The sequence below is a fragment of the Micromonospora mangrovicola genome, from assembly GCF_047200535.1.
Taxonomy (GTDB): domain Bacteria; phylum Actinomycetota; class Actinomycetes; order Mycobacteriales; family Micromonosporaceae; genus Micromonospora.
On sequence record NZ_JBJZOG010000011.1, the window covers coordinates 80,977 to 105,623 of the forward strand.

The window sequence follows — 24,647 nt, forward strand, 5'->3', positions numbered from 1 at the left end:
CGGGCGGCGCGATGGACGAGGCCCGGCTGATTCGTGCCCGGCGGCGGAGCGTGGCCCAGACCGCCGGGACGATCGGGCTGGTCCTGCTGCTGGTCGGCGCGCTGATGTACGTGCTGACCATCGGACAGCAGTCCCGGGCGCTGAACGCGGGGCTGACCAGGGTGCTGGCGATGGCCGAGGACGTGGACGACCCGCCGCCCGGCCAGTTCCTCGCCCGGCAGGGCACGGACGCGAGCCCGGTCGAGGTGACCCCGAGCGCGCCGCGGGAGCTGGACCGCGTCCTGCACGACGCGGTGGTCCGGCAGCCGGGCCGGTACGACACGAACGTCGACGACGACGACCCGCTGCGGGTGCTGGTCGCCCGCCGGGCGGACGGCAGCCGCTGGGCCGTCGTGGCCGACCTGGCGCCGCTGCGCCGGCAGCAGGAGCAGCTCGCCCTCGCGCTGCTGGTGGCCGAGCTGGCCGGCCTGGCCGGCGCGCTGGTCGCCGCCACGTTGCTGGCCCGGCGGGCGGTCGCGCCGCTGGCCACCGCGCTCGTCCTGCAACGCCGGTTCGTCGCTGACGCCTCGCACGAGCTGCGCACCCCGCTCACCGTGCTGCACACCCGGGCCCAGCTGCTGGCCCGGCGGGCCCGCACCCGGTCACCGGAGGGGCTCACCGAGCAGCTCGACCAGCTCGTCGCGGACACCCGGGCGCTCGGGGAGGTGGTGGAGGATCTGCTCGTGTCCGCCGCCGCCGAGCACCAGCCGCTGCCGGACACTCAGGTCGACCTGGCCGAGGTGGCCCGCGAGGTGGTGGCGAGCATGTCCGCGTACGCCCTGGGGCGCGAGGTCGACCTGCGGGTGGAGGCGTCCGCGCCGGCCCCGGTCCGGGGTGCCCGTACCGCCCTGCGGCGGGCGCTCACCGCGCTGGTCGACAACGCCGTCGGGCACGTGCCGCCCGGCGGGCACGTCACCGTGACGGTGCGGCACCGGGACGGGCAGGTGGCCGCCGAGGTCGCCGACGACGGGGTGGGGCTGGACCCCGCCGAGTCGGACCGCCTTTTCGACCGGTTCGCGCACGGCACCTCGGGGACCGGGCGGCGGTTCGGGCTGGGCCTGGCGCTGGTGCAGCACGTGGCCGGGGCGCACCGGGGCACGGTCGAGGTGGCCGGCGCGCCGGGCCGGGGGGCCACCTTCACGCTCCTGCTGCCCCCGGCCTGAGCGCCGGCCCGGTGGCGGGCAAGAACTTTCCAAGATTCGGTGGGCACTGTGGGGCCGCAAGGTTGCGTTCCCCGATCTTGAGGAGAGATCGTGCCCGACAACATCAACGGACTGCCCCTGCACCCGCTCGTGGTGCACGCCGTCGTGGTCCTCCTGCCGCTGGCCGCGCTCGGGGTGGTCGCGCTGGCCGTCCGCCCCTCCTGGCGGGGCCGCTTCGGCCTGCCCGTCGTGGTGATCGCCGCGCTGGCCACCGCCGCCGTCCCGCTGGCCACCGAGAGCGGCGAGAGCCTGGAGCACCGGGTCGGCGACCCGGGCCGGCACGCCGAGCTGGGGGACCAGCTGATCTGGTTCGCGCTGCCGCTGCTGCTCGCCGCGGTCGTGCTGGTCTGGCTGCATCGCCGGGCCGCCGCCAGCGGGACCGAGGGCGCGAGCGAGCCCCGGCGCACCTCCGGCCAGGGCGCGGTCGGCATGGTGGTCGCGGTGCTGGCCGTGGTCGTCGCGGCCGCGAACCTGGTGCAGGTCTACCGGGTCGGGGACTCCGGGGCGAAGGCGGTCTGGGGGGACACCCCGGCCGCGACCGCCAGGCACGGCGGGGGCGACGGGGACTGATCCTCCGGCCTGCGCCGCGCGTCCGCCGGTGGTGAGATGGACGACGGACGCGCGGCGCCGGCGCTGAGGGGGACGACCGATGGAGTACGTGAAGTTCGGGTCCACGGGCCTGGAGGTGTCCCGGCTCTGCCTGGGTTGCATGAGCTACGGCGAGCCGAGCCGTGGCCCGCACCCGTGGTCGCTGCCGGAGGAGGCGAGCCGGCCGTTCATCAAGCAGGCGTTGGAGCTGGGCGTCAACTTCTTCGACACCGCGAACGTCTACTCGGACGGCACCAGCGAGGAGATCGTCGGCCGGGCGCTGAAGGACTTCGCCCGCCGCGACGACGTGGTGATCGCGACCAAGGTGCACGGCCGGATGGGTCCGGGGCCGAACCGGGGCGGGTTGTCCCGCAAGCACATCATGAGCGAGATCGACGCGAGCCTGCGCCGGCTCGGCACCGACTACGTGGACCTCTACCAGATCCACCGCCTCGACCCGACCACGCCGATCGAGGAGACCCTGGAGGCGCTGCACGACCTGGTCCGCGCCGGCAAGGTCCGCTATCTCGGCGCCTCCTCGATGTACGCCTGGCAGTTCGCGAAGGCGCTCTGGGCGGCCGAGCGGCACGGTTGGACGCGGTTCGTCTCCATGCAGAACCACTACAACCTGCTCTACCGGGAGGAGGAGCGGGAGATGCTGCCGCTCTGCCTGGACCAGGGGATCGCGGTGATCCCGTGGAGCCCGCTGGCGCGGGGCCGGCTGACCCGGGACTGGGGCGAGCGCACCGAGCGGACCGACAGCGACGAGTTCGGCCGCACCCTCTACGCGCGGACGGAGGAGCCCGACCGGGCGGTGGTCGCGGCGGTGGCCCGGATCGCCGAGGCGCGGGGTGTCCCCCGGGCGCAGGTGGCGCTGGCGTGGGTGGCCCGCAATCCGGCGGTGACCGCGCCGATCGTCGGCGCGACGAAACCGCACCACCTGACCGACGCGGTGGCCGCGCTGGAACTGGAGTTGACCGACGAGGAGGTGGCGGCGCTGGAGGCGCCGTACGTCCCGCACCCGGTCGCGGGCTTCTAGCCGAGCGGGGCCTACACCGGTTCCGGGCCGGCCGGCGGTTCCGGCCCGGGGCCCGGCGGGCCCACCCAGCGGACCAGCAGCACGGTCGCGTCGTCGGAGAGCTTCTCGTCCTGGTACGCGAGGATCGCGTGCACCAGGCGGCGGGTCGTCTCCGGCAGCGGCAGGTCGTCGGCGAGGGCCCGGACGGTGAAGTCCACCAGCCGTTCCATCCCGAACGGCTCGCCCGCCGTGGATCGCGCCTCGATGATCCCGTCGGTGTAGAAGAGCAGGTCGTCGCCGGGCTCCAGGGCCTCCTCGACGACCACCGGCGGGCGCCGGTCGCCGAGGGTGACCGGCAGCGCGGTGGGGGTGGGCAGCACCGTGGCGACCTTGCCCCGGCGGATCACCAGCCCGCTGGGATGCCCGGCGGAGATCACCCGCAGCCGGCCGTCGCGCTGGTCCAGCTCCGCGAGGATGCCGGTGATCAGCCCGCGCCGGTCGTGCTCGCGGACCGTCCGGTCGATGTGGTGATAGGTCTCGGTGAGGTCGTGGCCGGCCCGGCGGGCGTTGCGGTAGGCGGCCAGGGCCAGGCTGGCCAGCGTCACCGCCCGCATGCCGCCCTGGGAACCATGACCGACGGCGTCGAAGAGGGCGAGGTGGGCGATGTCGCCGTTGACCGCGTAGTCGAACGCGTCGCCGCCGACGTCGTAGCTGGGTTCCAGGATGCCGCTGACGATGATGCTGCCGTTGGAGAACGTCAGCGGCGGAAGCTGGGCGCGCAGCATCTCGGCGGGTAGCCGCATCGGCGCCCGCCGCCGGACCCGCTCCACGGTGTCGCTGTAGAGCGAGCGGGTGACCAGCAGGTCGGCGAGGAGCGCGGCGGCGGCCTCGTACTCCGGGAACCGCTCCGGTGGCACCGGCGCCGCCGCGAGCACCTCGGCGACGCCCATGCGTTCCATGCCGCCCAGCAGCGGCACCCAGAGCCGGGTGGCCACGGTGCCGTCGTCGGTGCCGCCCTCGCTCGGGTACGGCCGCACCATGCTGAACGCCCGCCCGGCCAGCGTTCCGTCCACCGGCACCACCGCACGGGCCGGCGAATCCGTGGTGCGCATCGGCAGCAGCTCCCGCTGCTCGTGATCGACCAGGTAGAGGATAATGTCGGTCGCCCCGAGCCGTTCGGCGGCCCGGCGGGCCAGGATCGGCAGGTCCTCGGGCCGGGCGTGGTGGGAGCGCCGCAGCAGGTCGTGCAGGGCTTCCCCCTCGCTCATCCCGTACCTCCCGTGCCGTCGTTCCGTCCGGTCCCTCCGGCATACCCCGTCGCCGGCACCGGCAAAGGCGGGGCGAGCTGCGTCACCCCGGGGCGCGGTCAGCGGGGGAAGGAGGCCCAGATGTTCTTGGTGTCCCCGGTCGCGTACCAGCCGACGGCCAGCGAGACCGACTCGGCCAGGAAGAGCCCGCGACCACCCGAGTCGAGCGGGCGGATGTCGGTCAACTCGGGCACCGCGCTCACGTCGTGGTCGGCCACGTCGAGGAGGAAGCAGTCGTTGGCGCCGAGCAGGGTGACGATGGTCGGTGGGCGACCGTGCCGCAGCGCGTTGCTCGCCAGCTCGGTGGCGACGAGTAGGACGAGAAGCGGCACCTCGTCGAGTTCCTCGCCCTGGACCAGGCCGTGCCGGTTCAGCGCGTCGCGCAGCGAGGCCCGCAGTTCGCGCAGCTCGAAGGGCTCGTCGAGCACCCACCGCTCCAGCTCGGTGGCCTGCGGCGGCGGTGGCGAGGTGCGCAACGATCCCATGATTCTGCTTTACCCTGCGTAGCCGTCCGCTAAGCGGGTCCGGCTGTCGGAAACCGGCGGGCCGGCCCCCGCACGACGGCGCGGGAGCCGGCCCCGGACGGTCAGCGCCGGAGCAGGGCGAAGACGCCCCAGCCGAGGTACTCCCGCTGGTAGCGGACGTAACGCAGCGGGTCCTCGGTCAGCTCCCGGCGCAGTTCCCCGGCCAGCTCGTCGTCCGGGTTGGCGTCCAGCCAGCGGCGCAGGTTGAGCCAGTGCGCGGCGGCGTACCGGTCCCAGCTGTCCTGGTCGGCGAGGACCATCTCGACCAGGTCCCAGCCGCACTCGCCGAAGAGCTCGACCAGTCCCGGCAGGTCCCGGAACTCGTCCCGGGACCGGGCGTGGGAGCCGATCACCGCCGCCTCGTCGGGCGGGTCGAGCCGCCAGTACGGCTCCCCGACCAGGACCATCCCGCCGGGGCGCAGACTGCGCCGGAGGAGCTCCAGGGTGCCGGGCACGCCGTCGCCGATCCAGGTGGCGCCGACGCAGGCGGCCAGGTCGACGGGTTCCGCCGCGACGTACGTCGCCGCGTCGCCGTGCACGAACTGGACCCGGTCGGCGACGCCCAGCTCGGCGGCGCGCTCCCGGGCGGCGGCGGTGTTGACGGTGCTGATGTCGACCCCGGTGCCGGTCACGCCGTGGTCCCGGGCCCAGGTGCAGAGCAGCTCGCCCTTGCCGCTGCACAGGTCGAGGATCGACGTGCCGGGTTCAAGCTTGATCGCCCCGCCCAGCGTGGCCAGCTTGCCGGCGTCGAACGGGTTGAGGATCCGGAGGTCACCCTCGCGGATGGTGAAGCTACGTGGCAGATCCAATGTGGTCACTCCTGAGGTGCGGTGTCGGTGTCGAAACGGGCTGGCGCAGGTCGGTTCGGTTCAGCGCGGTCGGCACGGGCACCAAGACACCCTCTTCGCGGTCTCGGAGTGACGTCGCGGCGACGCTAGTGGCGGTCCGCCGTATCGCCAACCGGATTTTCGTCGGCGATCACCCGTGCCCGTTTAGGAGACGGGGCGGATGTGGTTCCGCGCTCGTGTCTGGGTATTGCACTTCAGGTGGAGAAGATGACCGATCGTTACGTTGGGCAGGTGTCGATTGCGCCACCACGGGTTGCGGCCCGTGCCGATCCGAGGGCTCCAGCTGGCCGGGAGCATGCGGTGTCCCAGGTAGAGCCGCCCGTCGCGCGCGGGGTGGCCACCCCGACGCGGCACGTCGGGCGCGCGCAGCCCACCCCCGCGGAGACGGCGATGTTCCAGCTGCCGGACGTCACCGCGGCGATCTTCGTGGATCGCTCGGGCCGCCGCGCCCGGCACCTGCGCCGGGTCGCGTACACCCTGGTCGCGGTCGTGCTGGCGCTGCTGTCGGCGTTCTGGCTGCTGCAGGGTCTGGACGTGCTCGGGGCGCTGTCCTGATGGGCGTCTGGCGCGCCGGGCGCCGGCTGGGCGGGACCGGCGACGTACCCGCCCCGTCGGTCCCGGCTCCGTCCGAGCGACGCCAACGGCGGCGTAACCGCCGGCGCTGGCTGCTCGCCGCGGTGGCGACGTTCGTCCTGCTGAACCTGCTGGCGGTCGGCGCGTACGCGAACGCCCGCTTCACCCCCGACCACCGGGCCGGTGGCCGGACGGGCGCCACCTCCGTGCCGAAGGCGGTGCGGGACGGCGGAACGGTGGTGGAGTTCCGGGGCAGCCGGGTCGACGCCCGGCGGATGCCGCCGAAGACCATCGCTCTGACGTTCGACGACGGTCCGGATCCGCGGTGGACGCCGGTGGTGCTCGACGTGCTCGCCCGGCACCACGCCCCGGCGACGTTCTTCGTGGTGGGCTCGCAGGTGGCCCGGCACCCGGAGCTGGCCGAACGGATGGCCCGCGAGGGGCACGAGCTGGGCATCCACACCTTCACCCACCCGGAGATGACGGACCTGCCGTCCTGGCGCCGGAAGCTGGAGTACTCCCAGACCCAGGCCGCGATCGCGTACACGACCGGTGTCGACACCTCGCTGGCCCGGCTGCCGTACTCCAGCGGGGTGGACGCGCTCGACGACACGAGCTGGCCGGTGGTGCGGGAGACCGGGCAGTGGGGGTACGCGTCGGTGTTCAACGACACCGACAGCCAGGACTGGGCCCGGCCGGGAGTGGCACCGATCATCCGGAACGCCACCCCGAAGGGGGATCGGGGCGCCGTCGTCCTGATGCACGACAGCGGTGGGGACCGGTCGCAGACCGTCGCCGCCCTGGACCGGTTCATCCCGGAGATGCAGGCCCGCGGCTACCGGTTCACCACCGTCTCGCAGGGACTCGGCCGGCCCGGCGCGGGCGCCGCCCGGTTGGGCGCCGTCGACCAGGCCCGCGGCGCGCTGCTGGTCTGGGCGGTGCGGGCGGCGGACGGGACGATCCGGCTGCTGTGGCTGCTGCTGATCGTCGTCGGCCTGCTGACCCTGGCCCGTACGCTGCTGCTCTTCGGCTACGCGCTGGCCCACGCCCGCCGTCGCCGGGCACCGACCTGGTCGTGGGGCAGCGAGGTGAACGACCCGGTGACGATCATCGTCCCGGCGTACAACGAACGGACCACGATCGCCGCGGCCGTACGTTCCCTGGCCACCGGCACCCACCCCGGCATCGAGGTGCTGGTGGTGGACGACGACTCCGACGACGGCACCGCCGAGGAGGTGGCGCGGCTCGGCCTGCCGAACGTGCGGGTGGCCCGGGTGCCCGGGGGTGGGAAGGCCGCCGCGCTCAACGCCGGGGTGGCGCTGGCCCGCCACGACCTGCTGGTGATGGTCGACGCGGACACGGTGGTCGAGCCCGACGCCATCCACCGCCTGGTGCAGCCCTTCGCCGACCCCCGGGTCGGCGCGGTCGCCGGCAACGTGAAGGTGGGCAACCGGCGCCGGCTGCTGGGCCGCTGGCAGCACATCGAGTACGTGATCGGGTTCAGCCTCGACCGGCGGCTCTACGACACGCTGCACTGCATGCCGACCATCCCGGGGGCGCTCGGCGCGTTCCGGCGGGAGGCGGTGCTCGCGGCCGGCGGACTCAGCCGGGCCACCCTGGCGGAGGACACCGACCTGACCATGGGCATCCACCGGGCCGGCTGGCGGGTGGTGTACGAGGAAACCGCGATCGCCCGTACCGAGGCGCCGAGCACGCTGCCGCAGCTCTGGCGGCAGCGCTACCGCTGGAGCTACGGCACCATGCAGGCGCTCTGGCGGCACCGCCGGGCTCCGTTGGAGCGCGGTGCGTCCGGCCGGTTCGGCCGCCGGGGCCTGCCGTTCATCGCGCTCTTCTCGGTGCTGCTGCCGCTGCTCGCCCCGGTGGTGGACATCTTCGCCGTGTACGGCTTGTTCTTCCTGGACCGCTACGAGACCGTCATCGCCTGGCTGGCGGTGCTGGCGATCCAGGTCGTCACCGCGGTGCTGGCGTTCCGGCTGGACCGGGAGCCGCTCCGTCCGCTGTGGGCCCTGCCGCTGCAGCAGTTCCTCTATCGACAGGTGATGTACCTGGTGCTGGTCCACTCGGTGATCACCGCGCTGAGCGGCGGACGCCTGAAGTGGCAGAAGCTGCGCCGGACCGGCGAGGTGGCGGCGGTGCAGGCACAGCCGGTCAGCTGACCGGCACCGTGGCGCGGGCCGCCGCCGCGCGGGCGGCGGCCGGCAGCCGGGGCGTGGCCGCGACCAGGGCGCGGGCCTGCGCCGGCCAGAAGACCCCGGCCGGCGGCTCGTCCCGGCCGCACGGTCCGTCCGACTCGCCCGGGTTCTTGATCCACAGCAGCGCGGCCACCCGGGCCAGTTGCGGCTCGGTGGTCGGCGGCGGGCCGAGGGCCTGCCGGGGCGGGTTGCACCACTGGTCGTCCGAGGTGTCGAGCAGGCCGTTGCGGGAGGTGTCGATGACCATCTCCCGGTCCCCGACCAGCGCCGACAGGCGCAGCCCCCAGCGATGGCTGTCGGCCGTCGACTGCCGGTTGGCCACGTTCACCGCGAACCCCTCCGCCCGGGCGATGCCGGCGCGGCGCAGCCGCTCGGCGGCCTCGTGCGGGGTACGCCAGCTCGGATTGCCCGCGTCGAGGTAGACGTACTGCCCGGCGTCGCTGAGCCGGCGGGTGGCGTCGGTCAGCAGCGCGGCCCGGGCGTCGTCGAAGCATTCGTCGGCCACCGCGTCCGGCTCCAGGATCACCGCCGCCCCGCTGTCGCCGAGCGTCTCCACGGTCCGGTCGATGAACCGGGCGTACGCCGCGGCGTCGGCGGCGCCGCCCGCCTCCCGGCCCGCGCAGTCGCGGTTCGGCACGTGGTAGATGACGACGACGGGCCGCGCGCGGCGGTCCCGGGCGGCGTCGAGGTACCCGCCCAGGTCCACGAGGTCGGCCGGGCCGGTCACCCAGCGGGCCTGCGGGGTGTCCGCGATCGGGTCGAGCCAGCCGGCCCGGTGGTCGTCGCGCCAGTGCGCGGCCGGACTGTCGGTGTCCACGAGCAGGGACGCGCCCCGGAACGGGTGGCGCAGTGGCGTGTACTCCGCGCCGATCCGGCAACCGCCGAGCCCGACGGTGAGCGCGACGGCCGCCAGGAAGGGGAGCGGATTCCGGCGCACCGGACCACCGTAGGCCGGGTGCCGGCATCCCGCAGCGGACGGACTGCGGACCCTCCGGCCGGCTCGTCGGGTGGCATGATGTCCGGCGTGTCCAGCCCTCGTGACCTGCCTGGCGCCGACGTGGCCCCGCCCACGACGGTCCTGCCGGCGGTGCGCCCGGGCGGCAGCCGCCACCGGGCCCCGGACGACGGGCACCGGCTCATGTGGCTGGCTGTCGCGGGAGCCGCCGTGGTGGTGCTGGTCGCCGGGTTGACGGTGGCCCTCGGCGGGGGAGACGACGCCCCCCGGGCACCGGTCGCCGTCGACAGCGGCACGCCGGGCGACCTCGAGCCGCCGGCCGAGCCGTCCGTGCCGGACGGGGCCTGGCCGACGCCGACCCCGACGCCGACGTCGCCCCCGCCGGCATCCGCCCGGGCGGCCGATCCGGCGCGCCTGCTGGCGGCGCTGCAAGGCTCGGTGGACGGCCTGGTGCGGCAGGGCAGGCTGCGTCGTAACGACGGTCAGGACCTGCGCAAGCGGCTCCGCGAGGTGGAGCGGCTGCTCGGTGCCGGCGACATCGAGCGGGCCCGGGCGAGGCTGCGCGACTTCACCGCGAGACTGGCCGACCTGCGCCGGCAGGACCGGCTCGCCGGGCAGGGTTACGACGCCCTGGTCGCTGCGACGACCGAACTGGTGCGGGCGCTGCCCGGCCGCTGACCTCCGGTCGCCGTCCGGCGGGGACGGGCCCACCGGTGGGCCGCCCACACCGGCCGGGTCCCCGAGGTGTCGGCCGCGCGGATATCTGCTGTGGTCGATGTCACGTTAGCGTGCCCGCACGCCGGTCGTCCCGCCGGCGCTCCGACGGGAGAACGCCATGAAGACACCGTGGAAAGCCGCCGCCACCCTCGCCGCGGCCCTCCTCCTGGTCCTGCCCGGCGGCACCGCCGCCCGGGCCGCGAGCACGCCGTACACCAAGACCCCGGTCTCCGGCTCGCTCGGCACCTACCACGTCTCCGCCGTGTACGTCGCCGGGGTCTCCTCCGGCGGGTACATGGCCACCCAGCTGCAGGTCGCGTACTCGTCCCGGATCCGGGGCGCGGCCGTCTTCGCCGCCGGCCCGTACTACTGCGCCCAGAACAACGTCTCCCAGGCGCTCTACGGCTGCGGCGACAACATCTACCCGACGTACGTGTCCACCTTGGAGAGCTACACCCGCACCTGGGCGGCCTACGGCTGGGTCGACGGCACCGGCAACCTCTCCGGCCAGCCGGTGTACGTCTACCACGGCGGCAGCGACAGCACCGTGAAGAAGTCCGTCACCGACGACCTGGTCCGCTACTACCAGGACTTCGGCGCCAGCGTGCAGTACAACAGCGGCAGCGCCGCCGGCCACGCCTGGGTCACCCCGTACGGCACGGTGGGCTGCACGGCGACCGCCTCGCCGTACCTCAACGACTGCGGCACCGACCCCGAGGGTTCGTTCCTCGGCAAGCTGCTCGGCTCGGTCTCCGCACCGAACACCGGCCCGCTCGGCGGCACGCTCATCAAGTTCAGCCAGAACACCTTCGCCACCAACGGCTGGGCCAACGGGCTGAGCATGGACTCCAACGGCTTCGCGTACGTGCCGAGCGCCTGCGCCGCCGGGAACACCTGCCGCCTGCTGGTCGCCCTGCACGGCTGCGCGCAGGGGTACGCCAAGATCGGCACCGCCTTCGTCGACCGGGCCAACCTCAACCAGTACGCCGACACCAACAAGCTGATCGTGCTCTACCCGCAGGCCATCGCGACCGGGGTGAACCCGAACGGCTGCTGGGACTGGTGGGGCTACCTCGGCGCCACCAACTATCCGATCAAGGGCGGCTACCAGGTCGAGACCATCATGAACATGGTCCGCCGCCTGGACGGCTGACCCGGGCCCCGACCGCGCCCCGGAGCCGGTTTCCCGCCCGCTCCGGGGCGTGGCACCGTGCCGATCCCGCCGCCGGCGCGGCCCGCGCGCCTCACGCCGAGGCCGGTTGACCAGGGGACGCCGGTTCCCCGACGGTCCGGCCGTGGTCGCGCCGGTCGCGCGCCGACACGCCCGCCAGCACCAGCGTCCCGAGCAGGGCCGCGACCGGCGCCACCGCCAGCCCGTACCGCAGGGCCACCGACACCAGCGGACCGGCGAGCGCCGAACCGGCGGCGCTGCCGATCACGAACGCGGTGGCCACCCAGGCGAACGCCTCGGCCACCGTCCCCGGCTCCGCCAGCCGCTCGGCGGTGAGGAAGATGGCGGTCAGCACGGGCGGCAGCGCCAAGCCGCTGACCATCAGCAGGCCGGCCATCGGCACCGGGCCCGGGGCGAGCAGCAACGGCAGGTACCCGGCGGCCAGACCGGCGGCCAGCAGCGGCAGCCGGCCCGGGCCGCCCGGCCGGGCCCGCGTGTAGAGCAGCCCGCCGGCCAGCGCGCCGGCCGCCTGCGCCGCGAGCAGCCAGCCGCTCAGCCGCCGGTCGCCGACCGCCTCCGCGTAACCGGTCACCGCCACCGCGATGCTGCCCACGGCCGCGCCGACCCCGATCACCCCGGCCACCATGACCGTGAACCGCGGCACCCGCAGCGGCCCGGCCCAGTGCCGCACCGCCGGCACCCCGCGCCAGGCCCGGGCGGCGGGCGCCGAGGCGTACGCCGCCGTGCCGGCGAGCTGCGCCAACGCGGCGGCGACCAGCCCGGCCGGCGGCCCGCCCACGGTCACCGCGAGCAGGGTGACCAGCGGGCCGACCACGAAGATCACCTCCTGTACGGCGATGTCGAGGGTGTACGCGGTCGGCACGGCGGCGGCCGGGAGCAGGTTGGGCCAGAGCGTCCGCAGGCAGGCCTCCAGCGGAGGCGTACCCAGCCCGGCCACCGCCGCGCCGACCAGCGCGCCGGCCAGGTGCCCGCCGGCCAGCGCCACCGCGCCGAAGCCGAGGCCGGAGAGGACCGCCGACCCCCACAGCACCGGTGGCTGCCGCCACCGGTCCACCGCCCGAGCCAGCAGTGGCGTACCCACCGCCATCCCCGCCGTGTACGCGGCCACCAGCAGGCCGGCGGTGGCCAGACTCAGCGACTGCCGGGCGAACAGCAGCAGGGCCAGCGGCCCGCTGGCGGTGGGCAGCCGGCCGACCTGGCTGCTGACGAGGACCCGCAGGACCTGGGGTGCGCGCAGCACCATCCGGATCCCGGAACTGTCGACGGACATGAGGCATCGCTCCCGGTGCGACGTCGGATGAGTAGGCGTTCGGGTCCGGGAGCGGCTCAGGGAGCGAAATCGGCCCGCTCGTGGTCGTTGCCGTACAGCGGCAGTGCGGGGGTGATCCACTGGGCGTACGCGGCCGCGACGGCCTCCACCGGGATCACCCGCCGACGGTAACCCATCGTTCCCGCCTTATCTTGCCGCCCCAGCGGCGATACTCATCACCAACCCTGCACGCTCGGCGAGAAAGGTGGACGGGACATTCGGCGGGAGTCCGGTCACCCGAGCCCCGCCCCGCCCTGGGCGCGGGACCACGGACAGGTGCTGCGCGGGCTCGGGTCCGACGTACAGGCGGGTCTGACCGGGCGGGAGGCGGCCGACCGGCTGGCGGTCCACGGGGCCAATCTGCTGCGGCGGGTGGCCCGTCGCAGCCGGCTCGGCATCCTGGCGGCGCAGTTCCGGGACGTGGTGGTGGCGCTGCTGGCCGTGGCGGCGGTGGTGTCGTTCGCGTTCGGCCAGATCGCCGAGGGGGTGGCGATCGTCGTGGTGCTGCTGCTCAACGCGACCATCGGCTTCGTCACCGAGTTGCGTGCGGCGCGGTCGGTGGAGTCGCTGCGCACCCTCGGACGGGTGACGACGACGGTACGGCGGGACGGTGCCCCCCGACGCGTGCCGGCCGAGGAACTGGTCGTCGGGGACGTGGCCCTGGTGGAGGGCGGCGACGTCGTGACGGCCGACCTGCGGGTGGTGGAGGCGTCCCGGCTGGAGGCGGACGAGTCCGCGCTGACCGGCGAGTCCGTGCCCGTGGGCAAGTCCGTCACCCCCCTGCCGGCGGACACGCCGCTGGCGGACCGGACGAACATGCTGTTCAAGGGGACGGCGATCACCCAGGGCAGCGGAGTCGCCGTCGTGGTGGCCACCGGGATGGACACCGAACTCGGCCGCATCTCCTCGCTGGTCCAGGAGGCTCAGGGCGAGGCGACACCGTTGCAGGTCCGGCTGGACCGGCTGGGTCGGCGACTGGTGTGGGTGACGGCGATCGTGGCCGTGCTGGTGGTCGCCGCGGGACTGGCCGGCGGCCAGGAACTGTCACTGACGCTGCGCACCGCGATCGCGCTCGCGGTGGCCGCCATCCCGGAGGGCCTGCCGGTCGTGGCCACCCTGGCCCTCGCCAGGGGCGTGCTGCGCATGGCACGTCACCAGGCCCTGGTCGAGCGGCTGTCGGCCGTGGAGACGCTGGGCTCGACCAACGTCATCCTCACCGACAAGACCGGCACGCTGACCGAGAACCGGATGACGGTGCAGACCATCGAGTTGCCCACCGGCCCGGTCGCCGCCTCGACGTGGCGACGACCGGACGAAGCGCACCGCCCCGGACTGCTGCGCGCACTCAGGGTCGGCGCGCTGTGCAACGATGCCACCCTCGGCGGTCCGCCCGCCGAGGACGGTGGCCCGGGCGCTGCCCACGGGCCGACGGGGGACCCGATGGAGGTGGCCCTGCTGGAGGCCGCCGACGCGGCCGGCCTGACCCGGACAGCCCTGACGGAGGAGTACCCGAGGACGCGGATCGAGGCGTTCGACCCGGCGAAAAAGATGATGGCGACCGTCCACCGGCACGACGAGGCGTTCCTGGTGGCCGTGAAGGGCGCGCCCGAGGCCGTCCTGAACGCGTGCAGCCAGGTGACCACCGAGACGGGTGTGGCGGGGCTCGACCACGCCGCCCGGGAACGCTGGCACCTCCGCGTCGACCGGCTGGCCGCCGAGGGGATGCGCATGCTCGCCCTCGCCGAGCGCACCGCCGACCGTGCCGACGAGGATCCGTACCAGGCGCTGACCCTGATCGGCCTGGTCGGGCTGCTCGATCCACCCCGCCGGGGAGTCGACGCGGCCGTGCGCGCCTGCCGGGAGGCCGGGATACGTGTCGTCATGGTCACCGGCGACCATCTCCGCACCGGTGAGGCCATCGCCCACCGCATCGACCTCATCCGGCCGGGCGACACGGTCGTCACCGGCAGCGACCTGCGCCCGGCGGGGGAATTCGGACCCGACGGGCGGGACCGGCTGCACCGTGCCGCGGTCGTCGCCCGCGCGTCTCCCGAGCAGAAGATCGACCTGCTGGCCCTGCACCAGGAGGCCGGGGACGTCGTCGCGATGATCGGCGACGGGGTCAACGACGCGCCGGCCCTGAGCCGGGCCGACATCGGCGTGGCCATGGGGCGGCGAGGCACCGACGTCGCGCGCGAGGCGGCCGACATGATCCTGCGCGACGATCGCTTCGCCACCATCGTCACCGCAGTCGAGCAGGGCCGCACCATCTTCGACAACATCCGCCGGTTCGTCGTCTACCTGATCACCTGCAACCTCAGCGAGATCCTCGTCGTCGGCATCGCCGCCCTCGCCGGCGGCCCGCTGCCGCTGTCGCCGATCCAGATCCTCTTCCTCAACCTGGTCACCGACGTGTTTCCCGCCCTCGCCCTGGGACTGGGCTCGAGCAGCAGCGACGTGCTGCGCCGGCCGCCCCGGCCCACCGCCGAGCCGGTGCTCACCGGCGCGCACTGGCGGGGCATCACGGGGTACGCGGCGATCATCAGCGGCGCCACCCTCGCGGCTCTGGCCCTGGCCCTCAACCCGCTGGACATGCCCGGACCCCAGGCCGTCACGGTCTCCTTCCTCACCCTGGGCTTCGCGCAACTCTGGTACGTGCTCAACACCGCCGACGTCACCTCGGGCACGCTGGTCAACGAGGTCAGCCGCAACCGGTGGATCTGGGCCGCCTTCGCGCTGTGCACCGTCCTGCTGCTGGCCGGCGTCTACCTGCCCGTGCTGTCCGACGTGCTGTCCGCCGTCGATCCGGGGCCCCGCGGGTGGGCGGTCATCGTCGTCATGAGTCTCGTGCCGCTGGCCGTCGGCAGGGCGATGCACCGGCTGCGCCGCCGTGGCGCGCCCGGCGGCCCGGGGGCGGGCAGACGGTCTGAGCCGGCAAGCGCCCGACCCGGCGGGCGGTGACGCGGGAGTGGTTCGTGCTTCGTAATGACCACGCACGGCTGCCGGGGCCCGGCTCGCCGGTAGCGTCTGATTGTGTGGTTGAGAGCCGTCCTGGGTGCCGTCTACACGGCGATGGCGCTCGGCCAGGCCGTCTCGTGGTCGGCGATGCCGGGCATTCTCGCCGCGTACCAGTTGTTGCCCGCCGGAGGGCTGCCGCTGCTGGCCGCGACGCTGATCCTCGCGGAGCTGACGGGTGGGATCTGGCTGCTGGCCAGGCCACGGTCGACCGCGTTCACCCCGGTGTGGATCTACACCGGGGTGTCGGTGGTGTGGGCCGGCCTGGGGACACAGGCGTTCGCGCGCGGACTGACGGTCGACAACTGTGGCTGTTTCGGGGTCCACCTCACCCAGCGGCTCGGCTGGTTCGTGCTGGCCCAGGACGCGTTGCTGCTGTTCTACGCGGTGCTGATGCTGCGCGCCACCCGGCGGGCGCGGCGGCGACCGGCGACCGGAGCGGCACGCTGAGCAGCGGCGAGCCGATGCCTGCTGTCGGCCTGGAACGTCCGCGAACCGCCCGACCACGAGGAGCGTCATGACCGCCGCCGAACCCACCGCCGCCGCGGCCGCTCCCGCCAAGCGGGACCGCGACGAGATCTTCGTCGAGTACACGAAGTCGATCTGCCCGCTGTGCAAGGTGGTGGTGGACGGTCAGGTGAACATCCGCGACGGCGGGGTCTACCTGCGCAAACGCTGCCGGGAGCACGGCGTCTTCGAGGCGCTGGTGTACGGCGACGCGCAGATGTACCTGGACTCGGCCCGCTTCAACAAGCCGGGCACCATCCCGCTCACGTTCCAGACGGAGGTCCGGGACGGCTGCCCGGCCGACTGCGGGCTGTGCCCGGAGCACAAGCAGCATGCCTGCCTCGGCATCATCGAGGTCAACACCGGCTGCAACCTGGACTGCCCGATCTGCTTCGCCGACTCCGGCCACCAACCCGACGGCTATTCGATCAGCCTCGAGGAGTGCGAGCGGATGCTCGACACGTTCGTCGCGTCCGAGGGCGAGGCGGAGGTGGTGATGTTCTCCGGTGGAGAGCCGACCATCCACCGGCAGATCCTGCCGTTCATCGACGCGGCCCAGGCCCGGCCCATCAAGGCCGTCAACCTCAACACCAACGGCATCCGGCTGGCCACCGACCGCGGTTTCGTCGCCGCCCTCGGCGAGCGGAATCGCCCCGGCCGGGCGGTCAACATCTACCTGCAGTTCGACGGCTTCGACGAACGCACCCACCGGGAGATCCGTGGCCGCGACCTCCGGGCGGTCAAGCAGCGGGCGCTGGACAACTGCGCCGAGGCCGGGTTGACGGTCACGCTGGTCGCGGCCGTCGAACGCGGCCTCAACGACCACGAACTCGGCGCGATCATCGAATACGGCCTGACCCACCCGGCGGTGCGCAGCGTGGCGTTCCAACCGGTCACCCACGCCGGCCGGCACGTCGAGTTCGACCCACTCACCCGGCTGACCAACTCCGACATCATCCATGGCATCGCGGCGCAGCGTCCCGACTGGTTCAGCGCGTCGGACTTCTTCCCCGTGCCGTGCTGCTTCCCGACCTGCCGATCGGTCACCTACCTGCTCACCGAGGGCACCCCCGGCACCCCCGGCTTCGGTCTGGTGTCGATCCCCCGGCTGCTCGACGTCGCCGAACACCTCGACTACGTCGCCAACCGGGTGATCCCGGACGATGCCATCCGCGCGGCACTGGAAAAGCTCTGGTCCGCCTCGGCGTTCATGGGCACCGACACCACGCACGAGAAACTCGCCGTCGCGGCGGCGGCGTTGGACTGTGCCGACGCCTGCGGCGTCAACCTGCCGGAGGCGATCCGCGACCTCACCGACCGGGCTTTCATGATCGTTATACAGGACTTCCAGGACCCGTACACGCTCAACGTCAAGCAGCTGATGAAGTGCTGCGTCGAAGAGATCACCCCCGACGGCCGCATGATCCCGTTCTGCGCCTACAACTCCGTCGGCTACCGGGAGCAGGTCCGGGAACAGATGTCCGGCGTCCCGGTCGCCGACGTCGTCCCGAACGCGCTGCCCCTGCGGCCGGCGCTGGCCGACTCCCCGTACGGGTCGAAGAACGCCCGCACCGGCGCGGGGCCGGCGCGGGGCCCGATCGCGCCGGACACCACCAACGTCGGCCGAGGGCTGCGATGAACCGCCCGGACCCGTCCGTCGCCCCCGCCGAGGCCAAGGCGTGCTGCGCGGCGGTGTACGGCTCCGACCTGGTCGCGCTGCTGCTCGGCGACTCCTACCACCCCGGCGGGCTCGCGCTGACCCGCCGGATGGCCGACCGGCTCGCGCTGCGCGCCGGTGCGACAGTGCTGGACGTGGCCAGCGGCAGGGGCGCCACCGCGCTGCTGCTGTCCGGCGAATACCGCACCGACGTCACCGGGATCGACCTGTCCGCCGCCAACGTCGCCGCCGCCGTCGAGGCCGCCGAACGCGCCGGTCTCGCCGGCCGGATCCGCTTCCGGCTCGGTGACGCCGAGCGGCTGCCGGTGCCCGACGCGGCGTTCGACGCGGCCGTCTGCGAATGCGCGTTCTGCACCTTCCCCGACAAGGGCACCGCCGCTGCCGAACTCGCCCGCGTCCTCAGGCCCGGCGGGCGGTTGGGCCTCACCGACGTCACCGTCGACCCGCGCCGGCTACCGGCGGAACTGGCCGGGCTCGGCGGCTGGATCGCCTGCGTCGCCGACGCCCGACCGCTGGACGGGTACGCCGAAATCCTGGCCGGCGCCGGGCTGCGCGTCATCGCACGCGAACGGCACGACACCGCGGTCGCGACCATGCTGGACCGGATCGACGCCCGGCTGGCCCTGATCCGGCTGACCGCGCGGGACCGGGCCGAGGCGGCCGGCCTGGACTTCAACCGGGCCCCGGCCCTGCTCGCCGCCGCCCGGGCCGCCGTGGGTGACGGCGCGATCGGCTACGGGCTGCTCGTGGCGGCCCGGCCGTGACCGGCGGCCACGACCTCATCGTCATCGGCGGCGGGGCCGCCGGGCTGGCCGCCGCCCGCGCCGCCGCCGGGCTGGCCGCCCGGGTGCTGATGGTCACCGACGGCCCGCCCGGCGGCGACTGCACGTTCACCGGCTGCGTGCCGTCCAAGACGCTGATCGAGGCCGCCTCCCGCGGCCTGCCGTTTCGCGACGCCATGGGCAGGGTGCGTGACGCCGTCGCCACCATCGCGGCCACGGAGGACGAGGCAGCGCTGCGGGCGGAGGGTATCGAGGTACGGCGCGGCCGGGCCCGGTTCCTCGCACCCGGCCGCGTCGACGTCGACGGCACCGTCCTGTCGGCCCGCCGGTGCGTCGTCGCCACCGGCGCCGCCCCGACCGTGCCGCCGATGGACGGGCTCGACGGCGTGCCGTACCTGACCCACGAGACCGTCTTCGACCTCACCGCGCCGCCCCGGTCCGTCGCTGTCCTCGGCGGCGGATCCATCGGCTGCGAGCTGGCCCAGGCGCTCGCCCGGCTCGGTGTCCGGGTCACCCTCGTCGAGGCCGCGGACCGGCTCCTGCCGGCGGAGGAGCCGGCCGCGTCCCGGGTGCTCGCCGACGCGTTCACCCGCGACGGCATCCGGCTCGAGCTCGGTGTTCGTGCCGTCAGGGCCCGTACCGCCGACCGCGCCGTCCGGCTGTGGCTGGACGACGGCACCGAACTCACCGTCGACCGGCTGCTCGTCGCGATCGGCCGCCGCCCCGTCACCGACGGCCTCGACCTGCCGGCCGCCGGCGGGGTCGCCGTCGACGACCACGGGTACGTGGTCACCGACGACCGGCTGGCCACCACGGCACCCGGCGTCTACGCCGCCGGGGACGTGACCGGCCGGCTGCCGTTCACCCACGCCGCGTACGCCATGGGTCGCCTCGCCGCCGGCAACGCCCTGGCCCGTCGGCGGCGCCGCTACGACCCGTCCGCCACGCCGTGGGTGACCTTCACCGCGCCCGAGGTCGCCCGCGTCGGGCTCACCGAGGCCGAGGCCGTCGACCACGGGGGCAGGGTGGCGTACCTGCCGATGACCGAGATGGACCGGGCGGTCACCGCCGATGACACCGACGGGTTCATCAAACTCGTCGCCGGGCCCCGTCGCCTCCTGCGCGGCCTCGGCGGCGGACGCGTGATCGGCGCGACCGTCGTGGCCGCTCGCGCCGGCGAGATGATCCACGAACCGGCCCTCGCGATGGCCACGAACATGTTCACCGGCCGCCTCGCCCAGGCCACCCACGCCTACCCCACCTGGTCCTACGGGATGCAACTGGCCGCGGCCCAGTTCTTCACCACCGTCGGCGGCCGCCGTGCCCGCCCCGCGACACGGGCCGGCTGAGGACCGGACGTCCAGCCCGGCCGGTCAGCGGCGGGCGGCCCGGATCAGGGCGAGCGCTGCGGCGCGCCCCGGCGTGCCGGCGATGCCGCCGACCGGTGCCGTGCCCGCGCCGGAGACGACCAGACCGCGAACCGGAGTGATGTGTCCGGCCAGGGCCGGGGTCGGCCGCCAGACGGCCAGCTGGTCGAGGCTGATGTCCAGGTGCATCGGATGCGCGCCCGGCCACCGGAGCTGCCGGGCCATCTCCTCCGGCGTGCGGATCACCCGGTCGACGACGGTGGCGGCGAACCCGGGCACGCGAGCCTCGACGGTGGCCATCATCCGATCGGCGAACTCCTCCTTCGCCGCGTCCCAGCCGCCGCGCAACCGGTACGGGGAGCAAGGGCAGGCCAGGTAGACGGTGTGGTGCCCGGGCGGCGCCAGGCTGCCGTCCAGAGCGGTGGGCGTGAAGGCATAGGTCGGCACCGGGTCGTCCGGCAGATGGCCCGCATTGGCCTGGGCGAAGCCGCCGGCCAGTGAGGCGACGCTGTCGACGTATGACTGCAGACCGTTCCAGTCGCCCGCCCGGCCCCGCGGATAGCCGGGCAGCGCGGTGGTGGCCAGCAGCACCAGGGCCTGCACCGCGTTGCCGCGCCGGGCCGCGGACAGCCGGGCGGCCTCCGCTCCGGTCAGTGGCGGGTCGAGCAGGTCCAGCAGCGCCACCTGCGGATCGATCGCGGTGAGCACCGCGTCGGCGGCGACGCGTTCGCCGCTTTCGAGCTCGACTCCGGTGACCCGGTCCGTGGGTGCCGTGGTCCGCAGGATCCTGGCCACCGGCGCGTCCAGCCGCCAGGCCCCGCCGTAGGCGGCCAGGCGCGCGGCGAGGGCGTCGGCCAGCGCCTGCGACCCGCCCACCGGGTGCCACTGACCGACCTGGTGGTAGAACGCCTGCCACAGGGCGAAGACGGCGCCACCGACCTCGTCGGGGGAGGCGGAGGCGTGCGCGGCGAAGGCGGCCACCGGCGCCCGCACCAGCTCGGTCGCGAACCGTTCCCGCAGGGTGCGCCCGTACGGCGAGAGCAGCGTGCGGGCGAGCCCGAGCGGCCCGCCGTTGCGGGACAGTGCCGGCCCGGCGGCGAGCAGGTGCCGCAGCCGGGTGGGGGGCCCGCACCGGGATCCATGCCGGCCCGCATCGCGGTGACGATCGGCATCGCCTGGCGCAGCCAGGTCGCGTAGTGACGGACCTCGGCCCGGTCGAGCTGCGCGATCGAGTCGACGGTGGCCGCCACGTCGCGGTGGAACCGGACGATCGTCCCGTCCGCGAAGACCGCCGTGGCGAACGGGTCCATCTCCCGGTAGGTCAGACCCGCCTCGCGCAGCCGCAGGTCCTCGACGATGTCGGTGGCGTTGATGAGGTTGTGCGCCGCCGCGTGCGTGTTGAAGCGGTACCCGGGTACCAGCTCGTCGGTACGCGACCCGCCACCCAACCTGTCGGACTGTTCGAGCAGCAGGACGCGCCAGCCGGCGCGAGCCAGGTAACAGGCCGCGACCAGCCCGTTGTGGCCACCACCGACCACCACGACGCGGTGCGCCCGCCGGCGTCGAGGTCCTCGAACCACGAACGCCTCCCATCGGCTCGGCCGTTCCCGCCTTCTCCCCGTCGTACGGTCGTTGAAACCCACGGCCCCATCGCCGGCGCGGGGGTGACCGACGGCCGCCCGTTCGGCGGCGTCCCGTGCAGTGGTCCGCCTCGTCGCGGCTGTTCCGAGCGCGCCCGGCCGCTGCGGTTCGTGATCCGTCTCCGCCCGGCACCACGACCCGGATCAGATGCCGGCCATCCGGTCCGCCGCCTCCTTGTCCAGCCCGGACGCCTGGAGCAGTTCACTGACGATGATGCAGAGCTGCGAGACGACAATCGTGCCGGAGAAGCCGAGTTCCCGCTGCCGCGCCTCGCGCGCCTCTGCGGCCGCGTCGAGGGCCCGGGCCCGGGCGATCTCCGGCGTGCGCCCGGCGAGGAAATCCCGGTGCAACAGCCGCAGGGCCTGCCCGAAATGCTCGATGGCGACGGGCAGCACGGCCGGGACCGGCTCGTGGGCATCCAGCAGCGCCACCGTCCGGCGGACCATGTTCCGGCTGTTGGTGAAGGCCAGCTCGAGGTGGTTCGCGGCATGCTCGTAGCGGCGCAGCAACGCCCGCCGTCGCCACCGCCAGGGGGAGAGCGCCGCCACCTCGAGGGCCGCGGCCACGATCTCCGTGGTCTCGCGGCGTTCCGCCTCGGCCTCCTGCAGCCGCTGCAACGCCGCGGCGGCCCGCGCCCGGTCGAGGTCCCGCAGCGCCGCCGCGGTGACCGTCAACTGGTTGGCGAAAAGGTCCAGCGTCGGCCCGGCGGCCCGGTGCACCGTGCGGACCGGGTTGAGCGGCAGCAGCAGCAACGCCACCGCGACGGCCATACTGCTGCCGACGAGGGCGTTCGCGGTCCGTGGCACGGCGAGGTCCGGCCCGGTTGGGGAGACGGTGCTCAACAGCACGGCGGTGCTGCCGGCCTGCACCATCACCGCGCCGCTGCCGCGGAACAGCACCGCCGCTGAGATCGCCAGCGCGACCACCACGCCGGTCTGCACCGGTCCCGCGCCGATCACCTGGATGATCAAATCTCCGGCGAGCACCCCGAGGACCACCCCGACCAGCAGTTCCACGGTCCGGCGTATCCGATTGCCGAGAGCGGCGGCGATCGTCCCGACCGCCGCCGCCGGCGCGAAGAGGGGCTGCGGATTGTGCAGCAGCGTGCTGGCGATGTACCAGGACAATCCGGCGGCCACCCCGGCCTGCACGGCCACGATGAAGTACGTGCGCAGCCGCTCGTACGCCTCGCGAAGGGGCCGTGTCGCGGCGGTCACGACCGCGTGCACGACGTGTCCTCGCGGCCGGAACACACCGACGGAACATCCCCCGGCACGGTCACGGTCCTCTCTACCCGCCGGGGGACCGGGTAGTCCCGCCCGCACCCCGCTGTCGGCTCCGTCCCTGGACGAGTGCGGCGGTAAGAAGTCGGCCCCTACGTGCATTTCCTGGTGACGGCGTACCTTCCCCGTACCGAAGGAGCAGCAGCCAGTGACAGAAGCTGAAGCTGAAGCCGAGGCGAGCAGGCGATTCGTCGCGTTGTACGACGCGCACCATGCGCAGGTGTACGCCTACGCGGTGAGCCGGGCCGGACGTCGCCTCGCCGACGACGTGGCCAGCGAGACCTTCCTCGTGGCGTGGCGCAAGCTGGCCACGGTGCCGGCGACCCCGCTGCCGTGGCTGCTCACCGTGGCCCGCAACGTGCTGCGCGAGCGCTACCGCGACGAGGTCCGGCAGGCCAGCCTGGCTGAAGAGTTGCGCGCCTGGGCCGACGAGGCGGCAGCGGACGTGGCGGACGAGGTGATCGAGCGTGGCGCGGTGCTCTCCGCGCTCGCGGGGCTCAGCGAGAACGACCGCGAACTGCTGACCCTGGTGGCCTGGCACGGCCTGTCGACCAGGGCGGCCGCACGGGTCGTGGGCTGCTCAACGGCCACCTTTTTCGTACGGCTGCACCGGGCCAGAAAGCGACTGCACGAGGCCCTGACCGGGGCGGACCAGGTCACCCGTCGTAATCCGATCGCCCTTCCTGTCGAGGAGTACAGCAGATGAGTCCCCGCGGAGATGTGATGAAGGTGCTGGCCGACGCCCGCCCCGCCCGACTCGACCCCGAGGCCGGCAACCGCCCTGACCCGTACGCGATCATGGCGCACCCGCAGCCGGTCACTGCGCGAGCCGTGCCGCGGCCGACCCGCCGCCTGGTTCTGGCGGGCGCGCTGCCCACCGTGGCCGTGCTGGCGGCCGGAGCTGTCTTCCTGACGGTCGGCGCAGGTGGAACCGGGCCGGCGGGTACGCCGGGCGCCGACGGCCCGGCGGCCGGCACCACCGCCCCGGCCCCGCGCACGGCGCGCGACCTGCTGCTGGTCGCCGCCGAGCGGAGCGCGGCGGATCCCACGACCGGTGGTCGCTACTGGGTTCGCGAGCTGGAGAACGGCGAACCGCGCGAGGTCGGCCCCGCAAAGCGGCGCTACCAGGTCATGGCCCGGCACGGCCTGCGGCTGTGGGAGGCGATGACACCCGGCGGCCGGAGCGTGACCCTCTCCCGCGATCTCGGTGCCGTGCCGTGCACCGCCGAGGACCGGGAAGCGTGGCAGGCCGACGGCTCACCGACGCAGTGGATCCTGCCCGCCCCCACGGACATCCCCGACGCGGAGCCGGTCATCATCAGCGGCACGCCCGGGCCGGAGACCGTCCGGTGGGACTCCGCCAGGCCGACGCCGAGGGGTGTGAAGGCGGGCAAGGCCGCCTACGACCTTGCCGGCGGTCCCATCTCGCTGGCCGAACTGGCGGCGGTGCCCACCGAGCCGGCCGCGTTGAAGGCGTGGTTGGTCAAGCGGCTGAAGGCCAGCGAGGTTCAGGAGGCCACGAACTACTCCCTCCTCTGGAGCGCCAACACCCTGCTCTTCGACCTGCCGGTGTCGCCGCAGGTGCGGGCGGCCGCGTACCGGATGCTCGCCGACGTGCCCGGCGTGACCTCGCTGGGTGAGGTCACCGACCAGCGCGGGCGGGTCGGCATGGCGGTGGGGTTCGCGCGGAAGGGTGACGGCGGGCACTGGAGCCAGCTGCGTCTGATCATCGACCCGCGCACCGGCCAGGCGCTCGCCAGCGAGTCCTGGGACCTGGGCTCCGGCGGGGCCCCCACGGCCACCGGGACGTTGCAGAGCTACGCCCTTGTGACGAGGGCGGGCTTCACCAACGACAACCCGCCCACTCGGTCGAAGTAACACTCCCCGGT

The 24,647-nt window shown here is 74.1% G+C and carries 21 protein-coding genes and 1 pseudogene; 14 read left to right on the forward strand and 8 right to left on the reverse strand.

Translation table 11 applies throughout. The features are described 5' to 3' along the window. Positions 1–11: 11 nt before the first annotated feature. The 3 genes from ACL02O_RS07405 (at position 12) to ACL02O_RS07415 (ending at position 2,868) form a co-directional block, all read left to right on the forward strand. Complete coding sequence (locus ACL02O_RS07405; protein ID WP_412817219.1) at positions 12–1,202, forward strand: sensor histidine kinase; 1,191 nt, start codon at positions 12–14, stop codon at positions 1,200–1,202. Positions 1,203–1,292: 90 nt separating this feature from the next. Beyond that, on the forward strand, positions 1,293–1,811 hold the full coding sequence (locus tag ACL02O_RS07410; protein ID WP_412817220.1) for a DUF2231 domain-containing protein: 519 nt from the start codon (positions 1,293–1,295) through the stop codon (positions 1,809–1,811). A gap of 79 nt (positions 1,812–1,890) precedes the next feature. Further along, positions 1,891–2,868: an aldo/keto reductase gene (locus ACL02O_RS07415; RefSeq protein WP_412817221.1), complete on the forward strand. Its 978-nt coding sequence runs from the start codon at positions 1,891–1,893 to the stop codon at positions 2,866–2,868. A gap of 11 nt (positions 2,869–2,879) precedes the next feature. Here the strand turns inward: ACL02O_RS07415 and ACL02O_RS07420 are convergent, their stop codons facing one another. The 3 genes from ACL02O_RS07420 to ACL02O_RS07430 form a co-directional block, all read right to left on the reverse strand. Further along, positions 2,880–4,115, reverse strand: coding sequence for a PP2C family protein-serine/threonine phosphatase (locus ACL02O_RS07420; RefSeq protein WP_412817222.1), 1,236 nt, complete (start codon positions 4,113–4,115; stop codon positions 2,880–2,882). A gap of 98 nt (positions 4,116–4,213) precedes the next feature. After that, complete coding sequence (locus tag ACL02O_RS07425; protein ID WP_412817223.1) at positions 4,214–4,639, reverse strand: ATP-binding protein; 426 nt, start codon at positions 4,637–4,639, stop codon at positions 4,214–4,216. A gap of 101 nt (positions 4,640–4,740) precedes the next feature. Further along, the gene (locus ACL02O_RS07430; RefSeq protein WP_412817224.1) at positions 4,741–5,496 is read right to left on the reverse strand and encodes an SAM-dependent methyltransferase; all 756 of its coding nucleotides are present in this window, start codon (positions 5,494–5,496) and stop codon (positions 4,741–4,743) included. Positions 5,497–5,826: 330 nt separating this feature from the next. Here ACL02O_RS07430 and ACL02O_RS07435 point away from each other — a divergent pair, with 330 nt between their 5' ends. Continuing rightward, the gene (locus tag ACL02O_RS07435; protein WP_412817225.1) at positions 5,827–6,081 is read left to right on the forward strand and encodes a hypothetical protein; all 255 of its coding nucleotides are present in this window, start codon (positions 5,827–5,829) and stop codon (positions 6,079–6,081) included. Continuing rightward, positions 6,081–8,276, forward strand: a complete 2,196-nt coding sequence (locus ACL02O_RS07440) for a bifunctional polysaccharide deacetylase/glycosyltransferase family 2 protein (RefSeq protein WP_412817226.1) — start codon at positions 6,081–6,083, stop codon at positions 8,274–8,276. Before ACL02O_RS07435 ends, ACL02O_RS07440 begins: the two co-directional genes overlap by 1 nt. Here ACL02O_RS07440 and ACL02O_RS07445 read toward each other — a convergent pair. Continuing rightward, positions 8,269–9,249, reverse strand: a complete 981-nt coding sequence (locus ACL02O_RS07445; RefSeq protein ID WP_412817227.1) for a glycoside hydrolase family 6 protein — start codon at positions 9,247–9,249, stop codon at positions 8,269–8,271. The genes ACL02O_RS07440 and ACL02O_RS07445 overlap by 8 nt on opposite strands. A gap of 87 nt (positions 9,250–9,336) precedes the next feature. Here ACL02O_RS07445 and ACL02O_RS07450 point away from each other — a divergent pair, with 87 nt between their 5' ends. Both ACL02O_RS07450 and ACL02O_RS07455 read left to right on the forward strand, forming a co-directional pair. Continuing rightward, a complete protein-coding gene (locus ACL02O_RS07450) occupies positions 9,337–9,945 on the forward strand; it encodes an FIMAH domain-containing protein (protein ID WP_412817228.1) in 609 nt (202 codons plus the stop codon). 157 nt (positions 9,946–10,102) lie between these two features. Continuing rightward, a complete protein-coding gene (locus ACL02O_RS07455) occupies positions 10,103–11,137 on the forward strand; it encodes an extracellular catalytic domain type 2 short-chain-length polyhydroxyalkanoate depolymerase (RefSeq protein ID WP_412817229.1) in 1,035 nt (344 codons plus the stop codon). 91 nt (positions 11,138–11,228) lie between these two features. Here ACL02O_RS07455 and ACL02O_RS07460 read toward each other — a convergent pair whose 3' ends face one another. After that, entirely contained in the window at positions 11,229–12,446 is a 1,218-nt protein-coding gene (locus tag ACL02O_RS07460; RefSeq protein WP_412817230.1) for an MFS transporter, read from the reverse strand. Between the two features lie 315 nt (positions 12,447–12,761). Here ACL02O_RS07460 and ACL02O_RS07465 point away from each other — a divergent pair, with 315 nt between their 5' ends. From ACL02O_RS07465 to ACL02O_RS07485, 5 genes are all read left to right on the forward strand, one after another. Then, positions 12,762–15,446 carry a cation-translocating P-type ATPase gene (locus tag ACL02O_RS07465; protein ID WP_412817231.1) on the forward strand — a complete coding sequence of 895 codons (2,685 nt, stop codon included), beginning with the start codon at positions 12,762–12,764 and terminating at the stop codon, positions 15,444–15,446. A gap of 72 nt (positions 15,447–15,518) precedes the next feature. Next, positions 15,519–15,950 carry a MauE/DoxX family redox-associated membrane protein gene (locus ACL02O_RS07470; protein ID WP_412817232.1) on the forward strand — a complete coding sequence of 144 codons (432 nt, stop codon included), beginning with the start codon at positions 15,519–15,521 and terminating at the stop codon, positions 15,948–15,950. A 67-nt stretch (positions 15,951–16,017) separates the two neighbouring features. Continuing rightward, positions 16,018–17,646, forward strand: a complete 1,629-nt coding sequence (locus tag ACL02O_RS07475) for a radical SAM protein (protein ID WP_412817233.1) — start codon at positions 16,018–16,020, stop codon at positions 17,644–17,646. Continuing rightward, complete coding sequence (locus ACL02O_RS07480) at positions 17,643–18,449, forward strand: class I SAM-dependent methyltransferase (protein WP_412817234.1); 807 nt, start codon at positions 17,643–17,645, stop codon at positions 18,447–18,449. The genes ACL02O_RS07475 and ACL02O_RS07480 overlap by 4 nt, the downstream gene beginning before the upstream one ends. Further along, a complete protein-coding gene (locus tag ACL02O_RS07485) occupies positions 18,446–19,816 on the forward strand; it encodes a dihydrolipoyl dehydrogenase family protein (protein WP_412817235.1) in 1,371 nt (456 codons plus the stop codon). Before ACL02O_RS07480 ends, ACL02O_RS07485 begins: the two co-directional genes overlap by 4 nt. A gap of 24 nt (positions 19,817–19,840) precedes the next feature. Here ACL02O_RS07485 and ACL02O_RS07490 read toward each other — a convergent pair whose 3' ends face one another. The 3 genes and pseudogenes from ACL02O_RS07490 to ACL02O_RS07500 form a co-directional block, all read right to left on the reverse strand. Next, positions 19,841–21,022 (reverse strand): phytoene desaturase family protein, encoded by a 1,182-nt coding sequence (locus ACL02O_RS07490; protein WP_412817243.1) that lies wholly within the window; start codon positions 21,020–21,022, stop codon positions 19,841–19,843. Positions 21,023–21,105: 83 nt separating this feature from the next. Next, a pseudogene (locus ACL02O_RS07495) lies at positions 21,106–21,477 on the reverse strand (FAD-dependent oxidoreductase); the annotation flags it as partial. Positions 21,478–21,618: 141 nt separating this feature from the next. Continuing rightward, positions 21,619–22,704, reverse strand: coding sequence for an FUSC family protein (locus ACL02O_RS07500; RefSeq protein ID WP_412817236.1), 1,086 nt, complete (start codon positions 22,702–22,704; stop codon positions 21,619–21,621). Positions 22,705–22,906: 202 nt separating this feature from the next. Between ACL02O_RS07500 and ACL02O_RS07505 the strand changes: the two genes are divergently transcribed. Beyond that, positions 22,907–23,464, forward strand: a complete 558-nt coding sequence (locus ACL02O_RS07505; protein WP_412817237.1) for an RNA polymerase sigma factor — start codon at positions 22,907–22,909, stop codon at positions 23,462–23,464. Beyond that, on the forward strand, positions 23,461–24,636 hold the full coding sequence (locus tag ACL02O_RS07510; protein WP_412817238.1) for a CU044_5270 family protein: 1,176 nt from the start codon (positions 23,461–23,463) through the stop codon (positions 24,634–24,636). Before ACL02O_RS07505 ends, ACL02O_RS07510 begins: the two co-directional genes overlap by 4 nt. Positions 24,637–24,647 lie beyond the last annotated feature (11 nt).